The organism is Chitinophaga niastensis (genome assembly GCF_003014755.1).
Lineage (GTDB): Bacteria > Bacteroidota > Bacteroidia > Chitinophagales > Chitinophagaceae > Chitinophaga > Chitinophaga niastensis.
Genome location: NZ_PYAW01000005.1, coordinates 265,350 through 287,990, shown reverse-complemented (window position 1 = coordinate 287,990; position 22,641 = coordinate 265,350). Strand labels below are relative to the sequence as shown.

The window sequence follows — 22,641 nt, the reverse complement described above, 5'->3', positions numbered from 1 at the left end:
TATCCTATATAATAGTGTGTCAATTGCTTATCTTTATGATGGAAAGATAAAAATGACAGTATGCGAAAAGAGAACTCCACCAATGCCCTTAACGAAAGAAAACTGCATATTGATTGCGGAATTGCTCATACATTGTCATTAATCAGTGGACGCTGGAAGGCCAGTATCCTGTGGCGTCTGCAGGATACCAAGTTACGCTATAATGAATTGAAAAAAGCTATTGAAGGCATCTCAGAACGGGTATTGGTATTGCAGTTACGGGAATTGGAAAACGACAACCTGGTTAAACGTGTTATATACCCGGAAGTGCCGCCCCGTGTGGAATACGAGCTCACTCCATTGGGGTTATCAATGGTAGCCATGTTAAGGCATATCTCCGATTGGGGAATATTACATCTTAAAGAAGCAGCGAAAAAAGAAACAGCCGCCGCAATACCTGAAAAAACCACTATAGCAGTCAAACCAATTAAAAAAGCGGCTGTTCTCGCCATAGCAAGATAGCTGTTGATATTATAAGCCTGCATCTTCCAAAGCTCCGCTGGCCAATGCTATCCAGTCGGCATCCTTTATATCTTTTGCCAATAGTGTGGTAAGCCTGGATTGCACCAGGTTAGCCAGCGGCATCGGTGTATAAGATCTGCGGGCAGTTTGTAATACCAGGTCCATGTCTTTCAAACCAAGGGCTGCACTAAAAGAAGGATTGCCCGTAAATTGCCTGTCGAGGATCATCGCACCATAGTTGCTGAAAATAGGACCAGGAAATAAAATAGTCGTCAACATTTCATACGCCACACGTGGGTCGACCTTATTCTTCTCTGCCAGCGCAAAAGATTCTGCCATCAGTTCAATAGCACCCGCTATCATAAAGTTGCCAATAAGTTTCAGCACATTTGCGCTACCTGCATCTTCTCCCAAATCAAAAACATGCTTAGCAAAACCTGCCTGCAATAAGGGTTTAATCCTTTCTTTAGCAGCAGTATTACCAGAGATAACTGCATTACCAACTTTGGCTTCGGCCGCTTCTGGTCGCGCAAATACAGGTGCCGTTACATATTGTACTCCCTGTTGCAAGTGCTGTGCAGCCAATGCCCTTGATGTATCCGGAGAAATAGTGCTCATAGACACATGTATACCGCCCTGCCCCAACGCCTCCAACAATGCAGCTGTGGCAATGGCTTCCACAGCCTTATCGTCTGCTACCAGGCTCAGTACAATCCCTCCTTTCACAGCTGTTTCTTCCGGACTGTTTACCAAAACAGCTCCCAGCTGCTCCAATGGCAACGCCTTTTCGCGGGTACGGTTATAAATCTTTACCCCATAACCTGCCTTAAGAAGGTTTGCAGCAATAGGATAGCCAAGATGACCAGTGCCAATAAATCCAATGGTTTCCATGATGTTATTTATTAGTGATTTATAATTCAAATCTATTATTTTCAACCGACTTACAACAACATTAAAAACCGTGGTGTGCGATTCTTCGTATATCCATTAACGCTGTTGTAAAAGCTTGTCATAATGATAGATGTTTAAATACCGGAAAGCCCTGCCATACTTATCATGGCAGGGCTTTTTATATTCCCCTCTTTTCCCTATCTTCCTTCCATAATCCTTATATCTTGAAACGCAACATTATTCTATTGCTGTGCTTATTATGTTTTGTAGCCCAGGCACAGCAAAACTTATCCGGTAGCCGTACCACAGGTGCCCGTTATTACATATACCAGCTCACTGATGCGGAAGCATTATCGTTTTATCACCCCACTGGTCAAAATAAAAAGCATAAAAAAACATATGAACAGTTGCTGCGGAAATGAAGAAAGTAATAATTAGCGGCAAATAAATTATATTTAATAACACCTTAAACCGCTTCCACGATGAGAACAATCCAACAATGGCTGGATGAATACGGCAGCAGCCACCGTAACCATACCAATAAACTGATTCACTGGGTATGTGTACCTGCTATCTTCTTCAGCATAGTTGGCTTTTTATATGCCATACAGCTGCCGGTGAAAGGATTTAATCTTACGCTTACAGTAGCACACATTGCTTTGCTGCTGCTCATTATTTATTATGCCCGGCTCTCTCCTTCACTGGCAGCCGGCATGTTGCTGATCGGCATATTATGTTTGTGGCTATGGCGGCTGATAGCCGCATCAGGACTGGTAGTATGGGAAGTAGCCCTGGTTATTTTTGTGCTGGCCTGGATAGGACAATTTATAGGACATAAAATAGAAGGTGCAAAACCATCTTTCTTTAAAGACCTGCAATTTTTGCTCATAGGACCGGCCTGGCTCATGAGCTTTATTTATAAGAAAGCCGGTATACGCCTATAATATACAATGCTATAATATCAGGTAGAAATAATTAACCGGAGATTTGCTTTAAATCTCCGGTTTTTTTGATTAAATTCAGGAAAATGCCTGCATATGAACCTCAAACTTCTACCTTGTCTCGCAAGTATGTTGCTGTGTGTTTCTTACTCTTTTGCTCAAACTCAAAAAATCAGTGGTAAAGTAACAGATGCCGGTACAGGCGCGTCCCTGGAAGGTGTTACGGTACATGTTAAATCCGCTGCTAAGGGCACACAAACCAATGCTGCCGGCATTTTCACACTGGATGCTGCTGCCAGTGATGTCCTGGAATTCAGTTCCATCGGCTACACTCCCCAGCAACAAAACGTGAATGGACGAACGCAGATCAATGTCCAACTGGTATCATTGGTGGCCGAACTTGGTCCTATTGTATCCGTAGGTACCCGTGGCGGCGGGCGGGCCAAAACGGAAACTCCCGTACCCGTTGATGTAATCAGTGTAAATCAGGCAGGGCTACCTACTGCTAATATGGAGTTAACATCGCTGCTCAACGCGGCCGCTCCATCTTTTAATTACAATAAACAAAGTGGTAGTGATGGCGCCGATCAGATTGACCTGGCCACATTAAGAGGACTGGGACCCGATCAGACACTGGTGCTCGTTAATGGCAAAAGACGCCACCAAACAGCCTTTGTAGCGGTATTCGGCACCAGGGGGCGTGGTAATTCCGGTACTGATTTAAATGCCATTCCGGAATCATCGATAGACCGAGTGGAAATCCTCCGCGACGGTGCCTCTGCACAATACGGCTCTGATGCCATCGCGGGGGTAATCAATATCATCCTGAAAAAAGATATCAATCACCTGAATATTACCACCGGCTATGCCGGTTACTACGATCATAAATACAATACTTATTTTAAGCGTGATTTAAAGCAGTATGAATACGCAAATCCTATAGACGGTAACACCGTTACTGTTGGAGCCAATTACGGGCTCCCACTGGGCAAACACGGCGGGTTTATTAACTTCTCCGGTAACTTCCTGAAACAGGGAAAAACATTCCGGCAGGTGTCAGATACTGACCTCACACATACAAATGGCTTGCCGATCAATGCCGGCAGACGCGCCCACGGCGATGGTTCTGTTACCACCGGTGGCGGTATGATAAATATGGAAGTGCCTGTAGGTAGCAGCACTACTACGATCTATGCTTTTGGTGGCTACAACTATAAATCGTCTGACGCTTTCGCCTATACGAGAACTTTTCATGGCTACAATCCACTCTCCAGTAGTCACCCTGATCGTTTTCCAACAGATGCTGCCGGCAACCTCCTCTTTTATCCGAACATCATGAAAAGTATTCCCACACCGGGAAATCCGGCCGATACAACATTTGACCCGCATATACAAACACATATACAGGACTTCTCACTGGCAGCTGGTGTAAAAGGTAATGCCGGTAATGACTGGAAATGGGACTTCAGTAATACAACAGGTAAAAATGACTTTCATTTTTTTGGAGATAAAACTTTCAATGCAACAATGGGAGCAGCTACCCCTACTCATTTTAATGATGGCGGCTTTTCCTTTTTGCAGAATACTACCAACCTCACTTTCACGAAAGAAATTCCGCACATGGGAGCCGGATTCAACCTGGCACTGGGGGCAGAATACCGTTATGAGAACTACAAAATTTATGCAGGTGAAAACGCTTCCTGGCAGAACTACAACCATGATACCAGCGTGCAAAAGGCCCGTGGTGCACAGGGGTTTCCTGGCTTTCAGCCCGGTGATGTGGTCAACGCCACCCGTTCCAATATAGCCGGTTATGTAGATGCAGAATGGGATATCACTACCAAATTTCTGCTGGGTGCAGCTATCCGCGCAGAAAATTACAATGATTTTGGTTTCACCAGCAACTATAAGCTGGCAGCACGTTACAAGGTAGCCCCGCATTTTAATATACGCGGCTCCGTTAGTACCGGTTATCGCGCACCGTCCCTGCAACAGATTAATTACAGTTCACAGTTTACCAATGTACAGGGCGGCCGCATAACAGAAGTAAAAATTGCCCCCAACGGCAATCCTATTACACAATCTGCCGGTATACCCGCACTGAAGCAGGAAAAATCGATCAATGCCAGCCTGGGCTTTTCCTGGAAACCATTATCAGAACTAACGATCACACTGGATGGCTATTTCGTAAGAGTAAAAGACAGGATTGTATTATCCGGCCAGTTCAACCAAACCGACCACACCCTCGATTCAGCATTTGTGAAAGCACTCAAAGACCTGGGGATTGATAATGCGCAGTTCTTTGCAAATGCTGTAAACACTACCAATACAGGCATTGACATTGTTATTGACTACAACAAAAAATGGGCTGATCAGCATTTCCGTGCCTTATTTACCGGAAATATTCAACACATGAAGATTGACAAAATAAATGTGCCCGATAAATTAAACGACAGCTACGTGCACAGGGGAGAATTTTTCAGCGACAGGGAACAGAAATTTGTATTGGCCTCTGCCCCACCAGCCAAGCTGGCATTGAATCTTGAATATGGTATCAGGAAGTTCAGTATCGGTACCCATCTTAACTACTTCGGAAAAATTGTATTGCTCGGCTATGGCTTCCTGGGCGATCTGGGAGGTACCGGCATTAACCCACAGGTAGCCCTGGATAAAGATGGTACAGCAGTACCGGAACAATTTAATTACAATGGTAAAATGGTAACAGACCTATATGCAAGCTTCCGCTTTTCTTCCCACGTTAGCTGGTTCCTGGGAGCGGATAATATTTTTAATGTGCATCCTGATCTGGGCTATGTACCAGGAGCAAAACTGTCTGCTTTTGATGGCGAAACCGGCGGTCCCTGGGATGCAGTACAGATGGGCTTTAACGGTGTCAGGTTGTTTACAAAAGTGGCGCTGAATTTTTAATAGTTTCATTATAACGTCACAAGGAATTCATGCTAATATGAATTCCTTGTGACGTTTTTATTTTATGAAGTAATCCGACAGCTAGATAAGATCATAGCGAGATATTAAATGTTTTAAGCTTTAAATCCTTTCGCCCTGCAAACAAGCCATGGCAGACATTATCCCTAAGAAACCACATCATGCGGAAATATATAAAAGCTCCCCTTTTCTTTAAACACAAGAATAGTTCCCCGTAAAAAATCAAACAAGGCATTACTTAATTTTCTATCATTACTATCTCTCCCGGAACTACTTTTCAAGACATCAGATTTTTAACTCCTAAATTGAATGAAATGAAAACTATTTATCTGTTACTGCTATCAGCCATATTTTTAACCGCCTGTCAGAAAAAAACTACTCCGATGATAATGCTTCAAAAAACGGAAACAATAAAAAACTTCCTGTAGAAGTAGCCAATTTTTTGTTATGCACGAAACTGGATACCAGTAATGTAAAAATAATCGGAGATTACTATTTAGTAGAAAATGATCTTATCATTGATAAGAAAACTATTTATGCTGCCATCAATAAATCCAGGGCAAACAATAATACCCCGCATACAGAACAATATGCAACAGACGTCACCGGTGTGCTTGCATGGAATAATACTGCCAATATCAAATACTTTATTGATCCGGCGATGAACAATATTACCGGCGGTGCTGACTGGATTAGTGCTATTAATACCGCCACACAGGACTGGACCAATATACCTAATTGCGCTGTTACTTTTCAGCCGGTATCATCAGCGAGCCAGGCCAATATTGTATTTTACCCGGATAATTCTCCTGCTATACCCGCCTGTGGATTCATTTCAAATCCAATTGTTTATGCTTCTTCCAAATTTCCGGTAAATGATGGTATCGGTGATTTTATTTCTATCAATGCAGATGGTCCTCCAACAACTTTTGACGGGAAAATAACCGTTATGCGCCATGAAATCGGACACACACTGGGGATGCGGCACTCCAACATGTACTCCACCGGTGAGCCGGTTAACGGTACCGGTATGTGCGGCCAGCAGGTATTTGGTGGTAATCTCTTACATGGTACCATACCAGATGATCCCACTTCCATAATGAATACTCCCTATGCAGGCGTTAATATTATCAATTTTGATGCAGGCGATACACTGGCCGTGCTACAAATGTATCCGGACAATATTCAGCCAACTTTTTTCTTCAAAACTATCATAGAACCTGCAAACCCGGATCCGAGAAGAGACCGGCCCAATGTAAAAAAACTCTGCTTAAGGGTAGACCCAAAAAATAATTTCTGGTACAGGGTACTGGTTGACCGCCTTGATAATGCGGGGAATATTTTACAACATTCCAGCATTTTACCTCCCCGCTTCTCTAACCTCATAGGCGTAGGCTGGTCAACACAATTCATCCAGGTAATTGAAATAAATACGGTCGTTAACAGTGCTAATACCTCCATTTATAGGATCGGGTTTCAGAATTACAGAGGCGATTTAGTCATTTCATTCCCTCCCACTACTGTGAACTGGTAATGAAATCACATGCCGGAGCAAAACTGAGGTGTTAAATACTTCCCTTGTTTTACTACTTTCATAGTAAAACAAGGGAAAATGATCAACATCATACGAACCGACGCAAACAATACTGACTTCAGATCACTGGTAATGGAACTGGACAAACTATTGGCCAAACGCAATGGAGAGGATCAGTCCTTTTATGAACAGTTCAATAAACTGGATAATATTAAACACAGCATAGTAGCATATGTAGACGGTGTTCCTGCCGGTTGTGGCGCCATTAAAGCATATGAGACAGATGGTATGGAGATAAAAAGGATGTTTGTAGCGCCGGCATTTCGTGGAAAAGGTATTGCTACGACAATATTGAAAGCGCTGGAATTATGGGCGGCCGAATTACACGTTTCCTATTGTATACTGGAAACAGGAAAAATGCTGCCGGAAGCTATTGCATTATATCTCAAAAATGGTTACGACATCATTCGAAATTATGGCCAGTATGTTGGTGTAACAGAAAGTGTATGTTTTAAAAAGGTGGTTGCATCCAGTTAGATGTATTATCTCCATAAAAAATACGGGCAAAACAAAGCCCCGATTAAAATCGGGGCTTATTTACCTAAACCTACAACTGTTACACTGTTATTGCAACAATATTTTTATAGTAAAAACTTTCTCCGTTAGTGCATGGCAGACGGATCCAGTTTAGCTGCTTTTTTATTTCCTTTTACCATCAATACAAATGGTACACAGATCAGGAACATCAGTCCCAGGTACAGAAATACATCCATATAGGACAATACCGCTGCCTGTTTGGCAATACTGTAATCCAGTACTTTGTAGCCGCTATTAAGGGCGGTGGCGGGGTCCATACCTTTGGCGCCAAAACTATGTGCCAGACCGTTTACGCGGTTAATAACATCCGGGTTATTGGTATCCAGCTTAGACACCAGGTCGTTGCGGTGTACCATGTTCCGGCGGGCCATAAATGTAGTGATCAAAGCCACTCCAAAAGAACCTCCCAACTGACGCATCATACCCGTAAAGGCTGCCCCCTGCCCGATCTGCTGTCCTTTTAAAGAGGAAAGCGATAAAGTGGTGATTGGAATGAAAAGTAAACCCATACCTATCCCACGCACGATCAGCATCCAGAAGAAGGCATCAGAGCCGGTATCAGCCGGTGTTATTATTTTATATCCCCAGAAACAAAAGGCAAAGAAAAGTGCCATACCTGCAGCCACAAGATATTGCTGAGGAATTCCTCTTTCCAGCATTTTACCAATGATAGGCATCATAAATGCCGTGGTGAGTGCTGCCGGAATCATGAGCATACCTGATTGTGTAGCGGTCCATCCCAGTGAGCCCTGCGTATACAGGGGTATGATGAAAGTAGAGCCGTACAATCCGAAGCCCATAATAAAGGATAAAATGGTTCCCACCCGCAGGTTCCCGTTTTTGAGCACTCTCAGTTCCACAATGGGATTCTTATACGTAAGCTCCCTCCATATAAAAAAGAATAAACTGAGTACACTGGTTACGGTTAATGCAGTAATGGTGGGGTCATTAAACCAGTCATCTTCCTGTCCGCGTTCCAGCACAAACTGTAAACAGCCTACCATTACAGCCAGGAGTCCGATACCCAGAAAATCAATTTCACTCATTGATCTCTTTTCTCCATATTTCGGGCTACGCACAAACTGCAATGTAAGCAGGGTGGCTATAACGCCGATGGGTATATTAATGTAGAAGATGTAAGGCCAGGAGTAGTTATCTGTAATAAAACCACCTAACGGAGGGCCTAACGTAGGACCTATGATTACCCCTAAACCATAGATGGCCTGGGCGGTACCACGTTTTTCCGGAGGATAGCTTTCTGTGATAATTGTTTGAGAGGTTACCAGCAATGCTCCTCCACCTAAACCTTGTATAAAGCGGAATAAAATCAGTTCCGGCATCGTGGTTGCGTTACCGCAAAGGAAGGAGGCGACGGTGAAGATGATAATAGACGCCGCAAAATAGTTACGACGACCAAACTGTTGGGATAACCAACTGGTCATCGGTACAATGATTACGTTACCGATGGCATATGCGGTGATCACCCATCCAATTTCACTGAGCGTAGCACCCATATTACCACGCATATCATTCAACGCCACATTCACGATAGTGGTATCCACTATTTCCAGCAAAGCGCAGAATATAGCGGTGATCGTGATGATCACCCTGCGCGGGCCGTATTCTATCAATGATTCTTGTTGCATGCAGCACTTATATTTTGAATGAAAACAACATCACCCGGAGTTAATAATTAATGGCGGAACATGACCGTACTGTTGATGATCTGTTTAATACTAATGGTTTCCGCCTATCGAATGTTGATTGCATGATCCCCATCAATTATTAACTCCGGACAATGTTGTTACTCATGTATATGATTAGTTAAGGTGCACGTCTACCAGTACGTTCATACCCGGGCGTAACTGTTTTACCAGTTCGTTGTTAGGGTCCACGAATTCAATCTTCACAGGTAAGCGTTGTACCACTTTTACGAAGTTACCGGAAGCGTTATCCGGAGGTAACAATGCGAATTTAGAACCGGTAGCAGGCGCAAAGGAAGTTACTTTTGCTTCCAGACCTTTTTCAGGATAAGCATCAATATGCACCGTTACTTTTTGTCCCAGTTTCATTCTGTCCAGCTGCGTTTCTTTGAAGTTGGCCACTACCCATGGGGTTTGATCCAGTACCACGCTGAATAACGACTGACCAGCAGCAACAAACTGTCCCGGCTGTACGAAGATCTTTGACAGCACACCGTTTTCAGGTGCAGTGATCACAGCATATGACTGGTTCAGTTTAGCATCATCCACATCTGTTTCACGTTGTTTGATACCGGCATTTGCTACGTTGATCTGTTTGGAAGTAGCGCCACTCTGAGAGGTTACTACAGACGTCTGACGGCTGGCCGCTGCCTTCTGTTTAGCCAATACATCCAGCTGACGTTCTGCTGTTTGTTTAGCAGCCGATGCCTGTTCGTATTCCTGTTGTGTAATAGAGTGATCCTTGATCAGGTTATTATAACGATCGAAATCCTGACTGGCTCTCCACAAGTTTACTTTCGCTGCTTCTATCTGTGCATCTATAGTTCCGATATTAGCCTGTGAAGAACTGATACCTGCCTGAGCTGCCTGGGTAGTAGCTTCTGCGGCGCCCAGGTTAGCCTGTGCAGCATACAGTGCATTTTGTGCCTGTTGTACTTTTATGGCCAGGTCGCGATCATCCAGGATTACCAGGGTATCTCCTTTTTTCACTATCTGGTTATCTTTCACTCTTACTTCTTTCACATAACCGGATACACGTGGTATCACCGGGCTTACATTTGCATCAATCTGCGCGTTGTCAGTTTCTTCATGATGCAAACCATGAATATATTTGGTAACACCAAATGCGCCTCCACCCAGTACCAGCACTGCCAGTACTATGACGAATCCTTTGCTTTTCTTTTTAGGCGCGGTAGTTTCCTGCATGGTTGTATTGTTAGTAGGTTTTGTTTGTGTTTGCGTTTCCACAGCTTTGATATTTATTGGTTTGTTGCAATTATTTGTTGTTATTATCCAGTAAGCCTGCAGCTTGTAACAATTTGTTATAAGCAACCAGTGCATCAGCTTTCGCGTAAGCGTAGTTCAGGTGCGACTGCAGGTTTGCCACATCTGCATCCAGCAGATCTGTTGTGGTAGCCAGATTATTATCGTGCTTGTTCTTCGTAATCCGGTAATTTTCTTCTGATTGTTCTATCGCTTTAATATAAGTGTCCATTTTTTTATGGCTCAGCAGATAGTTTTCGTAAGATTGATAAACATCGAGATGAATACCATCTACCAGTTTCGCTTCGTTGGCCTGTACTTCCGCCAGTTGGGCTTTTGCACCAGCTACTTTAGATCCTGTTTTCCAGAGAGAAGATAAATTATACTTCAATCCTACACCTCCCATCACTGCATTGGTAATGGTAATTACATTTGGTATATAGGCCGCGATATAGCCACCAGTCAAAGCAACAGACGGATAATATTCTCCCTTGGCGCCTTTCACACCTGCATAGGCAGCTCTTTCACGTGCATTGAGGGCGGCAGCATCCTTACGGTTCTGGTAAGCCAGTTGCTCAAACTCTGATGCATTGCGGGCATCTATATTATTATCTACTTTGAAAATAGTGGTATCTACCTGTAGTAACGTATTGTCCGGCAAGCCCAGCATGATATCCATGTTGAGGTTAGCGATCTTCTGATTATTTTCTGCGTCCATCAGTGCCAGTTGGTAGTTAGACAGTTGCAGTTCAGCTTTCAACAGATCGTTACGTGGCAGGAGACCATTTTTTTCCTTGTTAGAAAACTCATTTACCCGTTGGGTAGATTGTTTAATGTTTTCCTCTACCAGTGATACCGCAGCTTTCGACTTATACAGATTGCTGTAGGCAGCAATGGTATTTTGTATGATGTCTTCTCTGTCTTTGTCTACATCCAGTTTAGCTGCCTGTGCGAGGTAGCGTGCTGATTCTTTTCCGCTCTGTATCATCATGCCGGCAAAAATAGGCACCGATAGATTGGCAGAACCATAAGCAGCCGAATTAACGGTTGGAAATGCACTCTTGCTTCCCGGGTTTGAGTTACTGCCGCCTGTGTTCAGCTTCAGATCAATGTTGGGTTGTGTAAGACGCAGATAGGAACCTGAGATACTCACATCAGGTAACTGGCGCTCATAGGCCGTTTTAACTGATGCATTTGCTTCATCCACTCTTGCGTGACTCACTCTTAATTGTTTGCTGTTTTGTATACTCAGCGATATGGCTTCATTTAACGAAAGCGGTTTTACGCTTTGTTGTGCGGATGCTGTCTGAAGGATAAGGGTCAGCAGGATTCCCGATGCAAGCGCATACAATCGTGCGTATATGCTTTTAGAATTCATGTGTTAGGATTGCTTTGAACAATTTTTTTAAATGTGTACTTAACCTATTTCTTAAATACTCTTTGAAATCATCGTCATTCATGTTTTCAAATTCAATATCATTTCTTAGTATATACTGGGCAGGTATGGCCTGATTAATAGTCCCGAATAAAGTGGTCATCAGCATCACTACATCCACCTCCTTATCAAAAGTCCCTGCTTCCTGTGCACGGGTAACGATTGGCTGCATTAGTCCCAACATCTCTCTCTTCAGTTCCCAGATAAGGTCTCTCACCGGGCTCTTCTCCTTATTCAATTGTTCCCGGTTCATGATGCAGTGGAAATGTTGTTCCCCAAGCATTTTATTGATGTACCTGTCTATAAGACTGTTTATTTTCTCAAGGGGCTCCATCGTATCATTCTGCACCAGTTCATTGATGAACTTTCGCGACGCCTCCATTCTATATCTGAATACTGATTCCAGTAATTTATCCTTAGAACCGAAGTAATAGGATATCATGGCAATGTTCACATCCGCTTCCTGCGCTATGTCTCTTACAGAAGTGCCATGAAAGCCCTGATCGGCGAACAGCCGCTCCGCAACTATAATTATTGAGAGCTGTTTTTCATTATACTCTTCCATGTTCCTTTTAGATTTGACTCAGCAAAGTTAAACAAACGTTTAATTTAAACAATCGTTTATTTAAGTGTTTGTTTAAATATTTATTTTTAATACTCATAAGTATCTGATTATAAATAAATATTGAACAATTGTTAATAATATCATAACATGAAAAGCGAAAATCTTATCAATTATTAGGTTTTTATGGATAATTTTTATAATTTATAAATGCTTTTGGGATTTATAAGTTAGCAAAGCTATTTCCACTCATTCTGCACGGCAATGGCATACAGGTGAATCCCGGGGGAATATCCGGTGAAAAAGCTGTTTTTACCGGTGAAAATTATCAGGACAGCTATTCTACTATCTTCACTAAAACAACCACATGTTACCACGTCGTTCCTTTATCCCTACTGTCATCCTTACCGGTTTATTGGTCGGTACATTAGACATCATATCTGCCTGTACCCACTTTATGATCGCTACCGGCGATAAAAGTTTTACTAAAGTGCTGGTATTTGTTGCCAGCGGTTTTTTTGGAAAAACTGCGTTTAGCGCGGGGCCGGCCATGGCATGGTGGGGACTCTTATTTCATTATATCATCGCCTTTTCTTTTACCCTGCTCTTTTTCCTGGTATATCCAAAGGCGCCTGCCCTCCGTAAATACCCGGTAGTAACGGGTTTGGTTTACGGGCTACTTGTTTGGTGTGCAATGGAATTCCTTGTCCTTCCGATGAGTAATATACCACCCAGACATTATCGTATAGCCAACACCGTTATAGGCATCAGCATACTGATGGTAATGATAGGATTACCACTATCACTGGTAGCCAGAAAATTTTATGGAGATGGAAATAGCGGGGATGTAATAAAAAGCTGAAATAAAAAAGGGCGGGCGCTTCATTGTTCAGGGCCCGCCCCTGCACATCTCGAACCATTACAAGATGTTGTACCTGTTTTATCAACCGTATCTTTATATTAATATATTTCCAGTGAAAGACAAGACCATGCAGGCCTTGCTGCTATGGGTCTTCAACCTGTTTTTCATAGTCATACATAGTTAACAGGTCCGCGCTCAAAAAAGTTCACGAGCGGTCAAGGAAAAATTAAATTGTCTTTCTCCCGATTAGACTGATTATGCTGATTAGCATGATTTTATTTTTCTGATTATAAAAAGATTAGCGAAGACCAGAGCGTATAATACCGCTTTGATCTTCGCTAATCTTTTTAAATCTTTCAAAATCAGAAAAACAAAATCATGCTAATCAGCATAATCAGTCTAATCGGGAGAAAGACAAACCTGCTTTACTTCAACGAATTAATCCATGTCGCAATCTTCACTGCATCTGCTTGTGGCACCTGCGGGAAAGGAGGCATAGGCGTTGCATAGCCAGGCCAGTTTTCCGGCTTCGGATTTTTTAACAGCGCCAATATTTTAGCAACAGAATAATTCCTTTTTGCAACATCTTTAAATCCTGGTCCTACCTGTTTCTTATCAGGATTATGACAGGAGGAACAAGTGTATTTATTCAGTAAAGGTTTAACCTGCTCGTAAGTCAAAGCTTTACCGGCAGCAGGTTTGGTACCAACTTTGGCAGGTGCAGTAACCGCTGGTTTAGCAGCAGTATTTTTTATGCTCACCGCAGACAAGGCTAATTTATCTCCTTCAGGAATATTATTAAGTGTATAATAAACATCCGAATGCACCAGTGAATACGAATGATCGGCGGCACGAATACCATTCAGGGAGAGTTTGTGAATATAATAACGGCGTAAACCATCTACGATGATACGCACCTTCATACCATCAGCAGCTACCTGTATGCCTTTTACAGCAAGCTTCTCCGTGTTTACAGTAGGGCTGCCATACACAGGATGATATTTATAAATAAAGCTTTCAACATTATAAGAAGCAATGTCTTCTGCATATTTTTTATCAACAGGCTGTGTGAAAGTGATTTCAAAACCATCAGGCATGGCACTCACTGTTCTCATTTCAAAAGGTACCCTGTTGTTCCATACCAAACGTTGCAGTCCCTGGTTAGCATCACCGGCAGAACCCCATCCACGGTTGGTTTCACCTACAAACAAGGAACCATCTTTACCCCAGGCAAGGCGCAATACACCCGACTGAAAACCACTTCTGAAATCCCAGGCAGCACCCTGATATTCTCCATTTACTTTTTCGAGATATACGCGCATGATCTTGCTCTGCCCCTGATCACCAATCAGTACCTGTTTGGCAAAAGGACCAAAGGCACCTTCCGGAATGGTGGTGAGCTGCGAATTGGAAACCCCTAAAACACCGTGTGGCAGCCATACTGCAGGCAGCTGTACTTCAGGAAAATATTTCTTCATATCAAACAGCGTCACAAATTTTTCGTTCTCTACATTCTCTGGTTTAATCGCACGACCGTTGGCATCCTTGCGATAACGCGGATCTACTTTGCTGTATAACTCTTCTGTGGTAAGTTTTACCGGAGAATTAGGCATGCCTGTCCAGCGCAAACCGGCAGGATGCCCTACGAAGCTACCTTTCTTAACGTGTGTCAGTCCGCCGGAACCAATCCAGTCGCCTTGATTTTCTGTGTAAAACAGCTCTCCGTCGATGGTGCCCAAACCGCAGGGGGAACGAAATCCGGTAGCCCACGGCTCCATTTTACCGTCGTCTGTAATGTGCATCATCCAGCCACGCATAGGCACGCGGCTTTCACCGCGCCACCACTCTTCATCACCAAAGGCTACGTTGCCGGATACAAAGAAAGAGCCATCAGGGCCCAGTACCGGTCCGAAGCTATATTCATGATAGTGACCGGATAACGGCCACGCATATACGGTTTCAAACAAATCCATTTTACCGTCCATGTTGGTATCGGTCATTTTGGTGAGTTCTCCGCGCTGCGCGCAATAGAGGGAGCCATTCTTGTAAGCCAGGCCCAGCACCTCATGCAGCCCGGAAGCTACCTTTCGGAAATACGGCTGTTTGCTGGTTGGATTTTCTACAATAAAAATATCACCACGACGGGTAGCCACACCCAGATCACCGTTAGGAAGGGTACATAAACCACCTACTTCCAGCAGTGTGCCTTCCGGTGAACTGATACGTGCAATGCGGAAAAAGTCCTCCTCCTTCGGAGATTCCTGTGCCTGTACGGCCGTGACAGCAGTAGTCATCAGGAACATGCCTGCGGCTATTCCTGCTGTTATTCTTTTATAGTTCAGTTTCATAATAGTCATTAGTATTGCTGCTTAGAAGATAACCGCATAGCCTGTTTTAGCCTGTACCGGCACTATCAGCTCCGCGCGGCCGTTCTGGTTGCGGATGATGGGGGTAGCCGTAGCGTCGTCCATCTTCACATAATAAGATTTATCACCGATTACATACAAACCGGGAGATACCTGTTCTATACTATCCCCTACGGCTATACGCAGATATAGATGCTCCGCAGGTTGTTGCACCGTTACTGTACGATGAACGCCCTGATTCTCCGGCAGCACGCTGAGGCTATCGCTCACCTTAGCACCGTAAACGGTGTAACGGAAAGTAGGTTTGCCGCTGGCATCGAGTGCATAACCACCGGGGCGATAACCCGTGCCGACAGTATCTTTACTCCAGGCTGTTTCTGGTGTAGCCAGCATTTCAATGGCCAATGCAGGCTGGTTATCCAGGATCTGCACGGTACCCATAGGACGGGAAGAACCATCACCGCGGTCATGCCACATAGGTGTGGTGTTCAAAAATTCTCCGCGCCATACCTGTACGGGCAGGCCGTTATCCATATCGTAGGTGTAATGTACTTTATCAGGACTGCCTACTGATACGGCATGTGTTACACGTGGTCCGCCGCGTAAATCCATAAAGCTGCGCAATACGGTGTTTTCGGTAGCCGTCACTAAAATAGGATCCGTAGGATCATCTGCCGGTACGTTGGTATCGCTGAGTGCCACCTCACGAAGACCCGCTTCTTTTATCGTCAGGGTAAGCGCTGCTTTGGCCCAGCCGGTGGTTTTCACGTATAACACTTCTACCGGGTAGTTGCCGGGTTGCAGTTCAATGCTACCATTGCCATCGGTACCACTCTTCGGAATTACGGACTGATTGTTAATATTCATCAATCCGCCGCCACCGGAGGAATGCAGGTTGAAATGATATTTGCCTGCTGCTTTCACTACCAGTGTAGCATTGTAACGTACCAGGAATTCGTTGTCCGGTAAACCGGCAATATTGGAACTGAGCTGCGCAGAAGTACCGCTGGCAATTGGTTTCAGCGTATTAAAATCAGGAGGTGCGTTAAAAACACCTTTATAAGCGCTGTATTTTACCCCTGTCAGTTCCGGTTTAGGCAGACTATAATTATTGATAACGATGTTCCTGAAAGCTACCGTGCCATGATCGCCCTGAATACGCAGGGGGCCGGAAGCTACTTCATTATTTTCCATAGCGCCACGCGTAGGGCCCGACAGCACTACGTTTTCGTGAATGGTGACACCGTTAAGCACCAGTTTCAAAATAACCGCATCTGCAATTTTATTACCGGCAGCATCGAAGCGGGGCGCCTGAAAAGCGATCTTCATATGTTGCCATAAGCCTGGTGCGCGACTGGCATTCTGCCGCGGAGGATGGCCATCATAACCTTGCTGTCCATTAGGCTGATTGTCGTTCCAACGTTCGTAGATGCCTCCATTATCTGACGCCCGGGGCGCCGCAGTGCCCCAGCTATCAAACAATTGTATTTCATATCTCCCCTGTAAATAAATACCGGAGTTGGAACCTTTAGCCATCATGTAATCCAGTTCCAGGTCAAGGTCACCATGTTGCAGGGAGCTGAAGAGATCTTTTCCATGGGTGTTCTTTTCCGGCAGGTTTACCAGGATACCTGTGCCTGCAGTTGTTTGCAGAAAGTTCTGCTGTTGCAGGTCGGCCTTAACGTCACCGGCTATACGCCAGCTTGCTGCGGGCTGTTGGAACGCAGACAAATCTGTTAATGGCAATTTGGTCTGCGCTATCATCTGCTGACAACTGCCAATGCTGAAAATCAATACCAAAGTTCTCCTATCGTACACACGTAGCTGTTTTAACTTTGGACGGAACTTATTCCATCTAAGCATAGATCTGGTTTTTTAAAAAGTTTATACTTGTTTGCTAAATGCTTTTAGCGAAATGCTGCCGGCAAATTTTCTTTTATATAGGTAACCCCAATTATTAATGAATTTTTAAAGGTTAGATACCGTTAAACGTGGAACCGTAGATAATTTGAATCAGGCGCCAAAATAGAAATTAATTGGAATAAAGTAGCAGGCCAGTGGAAAAATTACACCAGCGGTAAAAATGAATGACCATATGAGCGGAAGGCGAATGCCTCCAACCTTTGTCTGTAGCAGGATTAGACTGATTATGCTGATTACCTGATTTTATTTTTTTGATTTTTAAACGATTAAAAAAGATTAGCGAAGAATTAAGCGGATACACTCGCTTAATTCTTCGCTAATCTTTCTAAAATCAAAAAAAATCAGGTAATCAGCATAATCAGTCTAATCGGGAGTAAGACAAAGGCCTTCTACAGGCTCAAGCCGAATTGCGACAACTTTTCCAGGGTGCTGGCATAATCAACATGACAAACACCGTTAATGCCCAGACCATTGGCTACATCTACAAACATGGACCGGTCTTCCAGGTACACTACTTCCGTAGGCTTTACCTGTGCAATATCCAGGGCAATGCGGTAAATATCTGCATCCGGTTTACGGAAATGCACAAAACAGGAGGAAATGTAAAAGTCTACAAACCGGCTGATACCAAACTGGTGTATGCGGTGTTCATTCAATTCCCTCCCTTCATTATTGACGATGGCTATTTTCAGCTTATACTTTGCTTTCAGCTGGGTCACCAGCTCCATCATATCCGTGTATGGCGATGATTGTGCAAACATAAAGTCGCGGAACTGCTTACGGGTAAAACTGCGGTTCTGATAAAACACCACGCGGCTCAGGTATTCATCCAGCGTAAGTTTACCTACCTCGTAAGTGTCAAAGGTCAGGTGGTGCCGTTCTTCTGTTTCCACTGCATCCAGTTCAAATGTCTGTACCGCCAGCTTGCGGGCGGCTCTGTCCCAGCCATTCGTCAGTAGTACGCCACCGATGTCTACAAATAAGGTAGTAATATGGGTATGTTTATCCATCTCCAAAAGATTTAATTACGTTACTAAAATAACGTTATCCTTGCATTAAATCATCAGTATGCATTTACGCACTGCCTCCCTGCAGGACACCGAGCAGCTTAAAACGCTGTATCAGGGTACCATTACGCATATCAACAGTCGCCATTACAATGCCGAACAGATCTCCGCATGGGCAGCTACCGGCGACAAAACAACTTCTCTTCAAAAGAAAATAAATGAACAGTATTTTTATGTAGCCGAAACCCCGGATGGGTTGATTACCGGTTTTGCTTCACTGGAAAATGATGGAGAACTGGATATGATGTACGTACACAAAGACTTTCAGGGCAATGGCATTGCAACTATGCTGATAAACGGCATCTTTGAAAAGGCTGTAGAGCTGGGGCTGCAGCAGCTAACCGCTTACGTGAGTATAACGGCCAGGCCGTTTTTTGAAAAGCAGGGATTTGTGGTGGTAGCGGAACAGGAGGTGATGATTGGTGAAGTGGTGTTAATAAATTATGAAATGAGAAAGGAACTGTGATACGCGGATATTGTCTGAACTGTGATTATTATGATTTTTGTGATTATCCTGATGAGCGAAGATTTTAGCGGAGATAATCGCCAACATCTTCAAGATAAACAATATAACACCCATCAGGGTAATCCATTCAATCTTAAAAATCCTGGTTCAGACAATATCCGCTAAAATCTTCGCTCATCAGGATAATCATATTAATCATAAAAATCACAGTTCAGACAATATTCCCTCTATTTCTTCTTCGCCTTTGGCGCCGTTACATACCCGTTAAAACTAATAGCCGATCGGTCGGTACTGGTAACCTGCAAAGAGGCATAGCCTTCGCTGGAAACAGTAAAGTTCATGGACTGCACAGACGTCTTATCTTTGGGTTTAATGGTGATGGACCAGCCATCTTTTTTGCCCGGAGTAACCTTGTAATCAAACGATTTGGACTTGAAATCCAGGGGCGATCTGGTTTCTCCAATGGGGGCGTTGTAAGCCCGGCCAAAGAATGGCAGGTAACTTACAATGGAATCTGTCGTTACGGCTACGTTATAATCCGGTGTGATGTTCCGCATACGCCCGCTCATAGGAAATGCATTTTGCGCCACAAAAACATAGTTTTGGGCATCAATCATAGATTTAATCTGAGCTGCTTTTTCTGCTTTCTTTTGTGCTTTTGTTTCCTGTGCAAACAGGCCGGTGGAGATGATAGCCGCCAGTGAAAAGAGAAATGCTGTTTTTAATACAAAGGAACTTTTCATATTGCGCGATTTTACATAGAAAGGAGTACGAATATCGTACCATAACAGAAAGCTACCTTTTTTTGTTCACCCGGCCAAAGGATGCATAATCATAGCAAATAGCTTATTTTCATGCCTGGATGATTAAATACGGATACCATGCCAAACCCTTATATTTCTTTACTGAAAACCGCCTGGAAGTATGCCCGGCGGCAGCGTAAAAAATACCTGCTGATCTACGTAATGTTTTTTATCGCTAATATCATCTTTTCACTGAATCCTGTATTATTTGGTTGGTTTATTGGAAAGATCCAGGAAGACTCCGCACACCTCCCCCGCTATACTTTCATTTTTGCCGGCGCTTATTTTGGACTGAAATTGCTGGAATGGTGTTTCCATGGCCCTGCGCGTATAATGGAAAGGCAACTGGCTTTTAACCTGAGTCGTAATTTTTTACAGGAACGTTACCATCAGGCGTTACACCTGCCGGTGAAATGGCACCAGGACAATCATAGCGGCGCCGTCATTAACCGCATCCGCAAAGCTTATGAAGCCCTGAAAGGTTTTTTTGAGCATGGCTTTATGTACTTACACGCCATCTGCAAACTATTGTTTTCGATGATCGCCATGTTGTATTTTTCTCCTTTGTATGGTGGCATCGGTATTGCATTGGGCGTAGTTTGTATTTGGATGGTATTGCGGTTTGATAAACCTTTCATCAAAACACTGGATGAGATCAACGAACGCGAACACGTAGTATCTGCTACACTGTTTGATAGCCTTTCGAATATCATGACCGTTATTACGCTGCGACTGGAAAAGAGCATGGAAAACGGTTTGCTATCGAAAGTGCAGCGTATCTGGCATCCTTTCCGCAAAAATACCGTGATCAATGAGTGGAAATGGTTTGTAGCAGATATAATGGTAACACTTATCTATTGTGTAATTGCTGTGGGTTATATTTTCCAGCATTGGGTGCCGGGAGAAATATTTTATGTAGCAGGGCTCATTACCTTACTGGGCTATGTAAACCAGTTCACCAGTGTGTTTCACGATGTAGCCTGGCAGTATACAGATGTAGTGCAATACAATACCTCCGTAGAAACCGCCAGTAATATCAGCGAGGCCTATACACAGCATCACCGCGCCGATGCGGCACCAGACCTCCCCGCTTCCTGGCAAATGATTGAGCTCAAAGAACTCAGCTTTTCACACCTCGCGGAATACGATGGAGAATATGCCCCGCAAAGTTTACATCAGTTGCATGTGCAGATAGGCAAAGGAAAAAAGATAGCGCTCATTGGCGAAAGTGGCAGCGGCAAAAGCACGTTGCTGGCTATTTTACGCGGACTATACGAACCGGAACAAAGCACCTCCTTTTTGGTAGACGGATATCCGTTACCGTTAGCTACCCTCAATGAAACTGTCACGCTCTTTCCACAGGAACCGGAAATATTTGAGAACACTATCGCTTATAATGTTACGCTGGGATTGCCTTTTTCGCCGGAGGAAATTCTGGACGTATGTAACAGCGCACACTTTTCCGAAGTAGTAGAGATGCTGCCACAAGGACTGGAATCAGATATCCGGGAGAAAGGCGTGAATTTATCTGGTGGCCAGAAACAGCGGCTGGCACTCGCCCGGGGGATACTGGCTGCGCGCGATAGCCAGGTGTTATTGCTGGATGAGCCTACCAGTAGTGTAGATCCCAAAACGGAATCTATGATCTACGAAAAAATGTTCCGCACATTTGCAGACAAAGCTATTATTTCTTCTATGCACCGGCTGCACCTGTTGCCCCGGTTCGATTACATTTATGTATTACACCAGGGTCGTATTGTTGCAGAAGGCACTTTTCATTACCTACGTGCCAATAGTCCTGCGTTTCAGGAGCTATGGAAACACCAGGAAAACAAATAACTTTTTTAACTAATATTGCATTATCATTGTAACCACATTTTCATCCTATGGAATGGTTCTCTCCCACCTGATACTATTATACTATGAAGCTATATGCAAAAAATTTCTCTGTACGACTTAAAGCGCAAACTGAGAACCAGTCAGGATCCTGACGAAATCATCACCTACATCCGATTTAATTTATCATTGTTTACGGTGATGGAACGGTCCGAATTGCTTTGCGATTTACTCGAGTACCAGGAAATATTTTTTCAGGCAGCAGAACTGTTGATAGAAGAAGGTGGAGCGGATATTCATTATAAGAAAGAAGATATTATACCGATTATTTTTTGTGCCGTGGGTGCCAACAAACCACAGGCTGTTCACTATGCGCTACAGAAAGGTGCACAACTCATTATTGATAGTCCGGATTATCTTTTTGCAGTAGCGTACATTTTCAAACATCACCGCCTGGCAGCTATCACAGACATACTGCTGATCCTCATTGAGCATAATATCCATTTTAATTTTGTACTGGATAGCCTGGACACCCCGCTGCTATTAGCTACGCGGCATAACAATAATCGCGAGGTGATACAGTTTCTGCTGGCTGAAGAGGTGAATAAATATGTGTATGATGAAGACGGATTTACTGCTATCCATTATGTGCCTTTTGCGAAAGCACCTAATTTATATAAGATCATGATCACCTCTATGGAAGATATACAGATAAAAACAAAATTTGCTACCAGTATGGAACCGGTGTTTGAATGCGTGATCAAAGTGAGTGCACACAATACTTTCGAAGAGTTTATCTATGAAGCACTGAATGCCTTTCTGGAAAACCGGCATCGCATGTATGATGATATTTTTGAGAAATATTATTACCGCCTGCATATGATTGCAGAACATATATCCCAGATCCGGGCAAAGGCAGGTCTATCACTTTAATATTTTTATCTG

Annotated in this window: 19 protein-coding genes; 10 read left to right on the top strand and 9 right to left on the bottom strand. The window is 43.7% G+C overall.

Features of this window, described 5'->3' with window-relative positions:
* Positions 1-60 precede the first annotated feature (60 nt).
* Entirely contained in the window at positions 61-501 is a 441-nt protein-coding gene (locus CLV51_RS22215) for a winged helix-turn-helix transcriptional regulator (protein ID WP_106530288.1), read from the top strand.
* A 9-nt stretch (positions 502-510) separates the two neighbouring features.
* Here CLV51_RS22215 and CLV51_RS22210 read toward each other — a convergent pair whose 3' ends face one another.
* On the bottom strand, positions 511-1,392 hold the full coding sequence (locus tag CLV51_RS22210) for an NAD(P)-dependent oxidoreductase (RefSeq protein WP_211302086.1): 882 nt from the start codon (positions 1,390-1,392) through the stop codon (positions 511-513).
* Positions 1,393-1,616: 224 nt separating this feature from the next.
* Here CLV51_RS22210 and CLV51_RS22205 point away from each other — a divergent pair, with 224 nt between their 5' ends.
* From CLV51_RS22205 to CLV51_RS22185, 5 genes are all read left to right on the top strand, one after another.
* Entirely contained in the window at positions 1,617-1,814 is a 198-nt protein-coding gene (locus tag CLV51_RS22205) for a hypothetical protein (protein WP_106530287.1), read from the top strand.
* 60 nt (positions 1,815-1,874) lie between these two features.
* Positions 1,875-2,336 carry an Mpo1 family 2-hydroxy fatty acid dioxygenase gene (locus CLV51_RS22200; RefSeq protein ID WP_106530286.1) on the top strand — a complete coding sequence of 154 codons (462 nt, stop codon included), beginning with the start codon at positions 1,875-1,877 and terminating at the stop codon, positions 2,334-2,336.
* A 93-nt stretch (positions 2,337-2,429) separates the two neighbouring features.
* The gene (locus tag CLV51_RS22195; protein WP_106530285.1) at positions 2,430-5,261 is read left to right on the top strand and encodes a TonB-dependent receptor; all 2,832 of its coding nucleotides are present in this window, start codon (positions 2,430-2,432) and stop codon (positions 5,259-5,261) included.
* Between the two features lie 460 nt (positions 5,262-5,721).
* Positions 5,722-6,813 (top strand): M57 family metalloprotease, encoded by a 1,092-nt coding sequence (locus CLV51_RS22190; protein ID WP_158267111.1) that lies wholly within the window; start codon positions 5,722-5,724, stop codon positions 6,811-6,813.
* 78 nt (positions 6,814-6,891) lie between these two features.
* The gene (locus tag CLV51_RS22185) at positions 6,892-7,350 is read left to right on the top strand and encodes a GNAT family N-acetyltransferase (protein ID WP_106530283.1); all 459 of its coding nucleotides are present in this window, start codon (positions 6,892-6,894) and stop codon (positions 7,348-7,350) included.
* 125 nt (positions 7,351-7,475) lie between these two features.
* Here the strand turns inward: CLV51_RS22185 and CLV51_RS22180 are convergent, their stop codons facing one another.
* The 4 genes from CLV51_RS22180 to CLV51_RS29810 form a co-directional block, all read right to left on the bottom strand.
* Positions 7,476-9,056 carry a DHA2 family efflux MFS transporter permease subunit gene (locus tag CLV51_RS22180; RefSeq protein WP_106530282.1) on the bottom strand — a complete coding sequence of 527 codons (1,581 nt, stop codon included), beginning with the start codon at positions 9,054-9,056 and terminating at the stop codon, positions 7,476-7,478.
* A 174-nt stretch (positions 9,057-9,230) separates the two neighbouring features.
* Positions 9,231-10,361, bottom strand: coding sequence for an HlyD family secretion protein (locus tag CLV51_RS22175; RefSeq protein WP_245898887.1), 1,131 nt, complete (start codon positions 10,359-10,361; stop codon positions 9,231-9,233).
* 28 nt (positions 10,362-10,389) lie between these two features.
* Complete coding sequence (locus tag CLV51_RS22170) at positions 10,390-11,754, bottom strand: TolC family protein (RefSeq protein WP_106530281.1); 1,365 nt, start codon at positions 11,752-11,754, stop codon at positions 10,390-10,392.
* Positions 11,744-12,376, bottom strand: coding sequence for a TetR/AcrR family transcriptional regulator (locus CLV51_RS29810; RefSeq protein ID WP_106530280.1), 633 nt, complete (start codon positions 12,374-12,376; stop codon positions 11,744-11,746). The genes CLV51_RS22170 and CLV51_RS29810 overlap by 11 nt, the downstream gene beginning before the upstream one ends.
* Before the next feature lie 364 nt (positions 12,377-12,740).
* On the opposite strand from CLV51_RS29810, the gene CLV51_RS22160 reads away from it, so the two are divergent.
* Positions 12,741-13,235, top strand: coding sequence for a DUF1440 domain-containing protein (locus CLV51_RS22160; protein WP_106530279.1), 495 nt, complete (start codon positions 12,741-12,743; stop codon positions 13,233-13,235).
* 425 nt (positions 13,236-13,660) lie between these two features.
* On the opposite strand, the gene CLV51_RS22155 is transcribed toward CLV51_RS22160, so the two are convergent.
* The 3 genes from CLV51_RS22155 to CLV51_RS22145 all read right to left on the bottom strand — a co-directional run bounded on the left by CLV51_RS22155 (position 13,661) and on the right by CLV51_RS22145 (position 18,534).
* Entirely contained in the window at positions 13,661-15,583 is a 1,923-nt protein-coding gene (locus CLV51_RS22155) for a hypothetical protein (RefSeq protein ID WP_211302085.1), read from the bottom strand.
* 21 nt (positions 15,584-15,604) lie between these two features.
* A complete protein-coding gene (locus CLV51_RS22150; RefSeq protein ID WP_106530278.1) occupies positions 15,605-17,464 on the bottom strand; it encodes a 3-keto-alpha-glucoside-1,2-lyase-like domain-containing protein in 1,860 nt (619 codons plus the stop codon).
* Between the two features lie 449 nt (positions 17,465-17,913).
* Positions 17,914-18,534 (bottom strand): HAD family hydrolase, encoded by a 621-nt coding sequence (locus CLV51_RS22145; protein ID WP_106530277.1) that lies wholly within the window; start codon positions 18,532-18,534, stop codon positions 17,914-17,916.
* 58 nt (positions 18,535-18,592) lie between these two features.
* Here CLV51_RS22145 and CLV51_RS22140 point away from each other — a divergent pair, with 58 nt between their 5' ends.
* The gene (locus CLV51_RS22140) at positions 18,593-19,057 is read left to right on the top strand and encodes a GNAT family N-acetyltransferase (protein ID WP_106530276.1); all 465 of its coding nucleotides are present in this window, start codon (positions 18,593-18,595) and stop codon (positions 19,055-19,057) included.
* A 227-nt stretch (positions 19,058-19,284) separates the two neighbouring features.
* Here the strand turns inward: CLV51_RS22140 and CLV51_RS22135 are convergent, their stop codons facing one another.
* Positions 19,285-19,800 carry a DUF4251 domain-containing protein gene (locus tag CLV51_RS22135; protein ID WP_106530275.1) on the bottom strand — a complete coding sequence of 172 codons (516 nt, stop codon included), beginning with the start codon at positions 19,798-19,800 and terminating at the stop codon, positions 19,285-19,287.
* A 138-nt stretch (positions 19,801-19,938) separates the two neighbouring features.
* On the opposite strand from CLV51_RS22135, the gene CLV51_RS22130 reads away from it, so the two are divergent.
* Together CLV51_RS22130 and CLV51_RS22125 are read left to right on the top strand one after the other, a co-directional pair.
* Positions 19,939-21,699 carry an ABC transporter ATP-binding protein gene (locus CLV51_RS22130; protein WP_106530274.1) on the top strand — a complete coding sequence of 587 codons (1,761 nt, stop codon included), beginning with the start codon at positions 19,939-19,941 and terminating at the stop codon, positions 21,697-21,699.
* Between the two features lie 93 nt (positions 21,700-21,792).
* Complete coding sequence (locus CLV51_RS22125) at positions 21,793-22,629, top strand: ankyrin repeat domain-containing protein (protein WP_106530273.1); 837 nt, start codon at positions 21,793-21,795, stop codon at positions 22,627-22,629.
* Positions 22,630-22,641 lie beyond the last annotated feature (12 nt).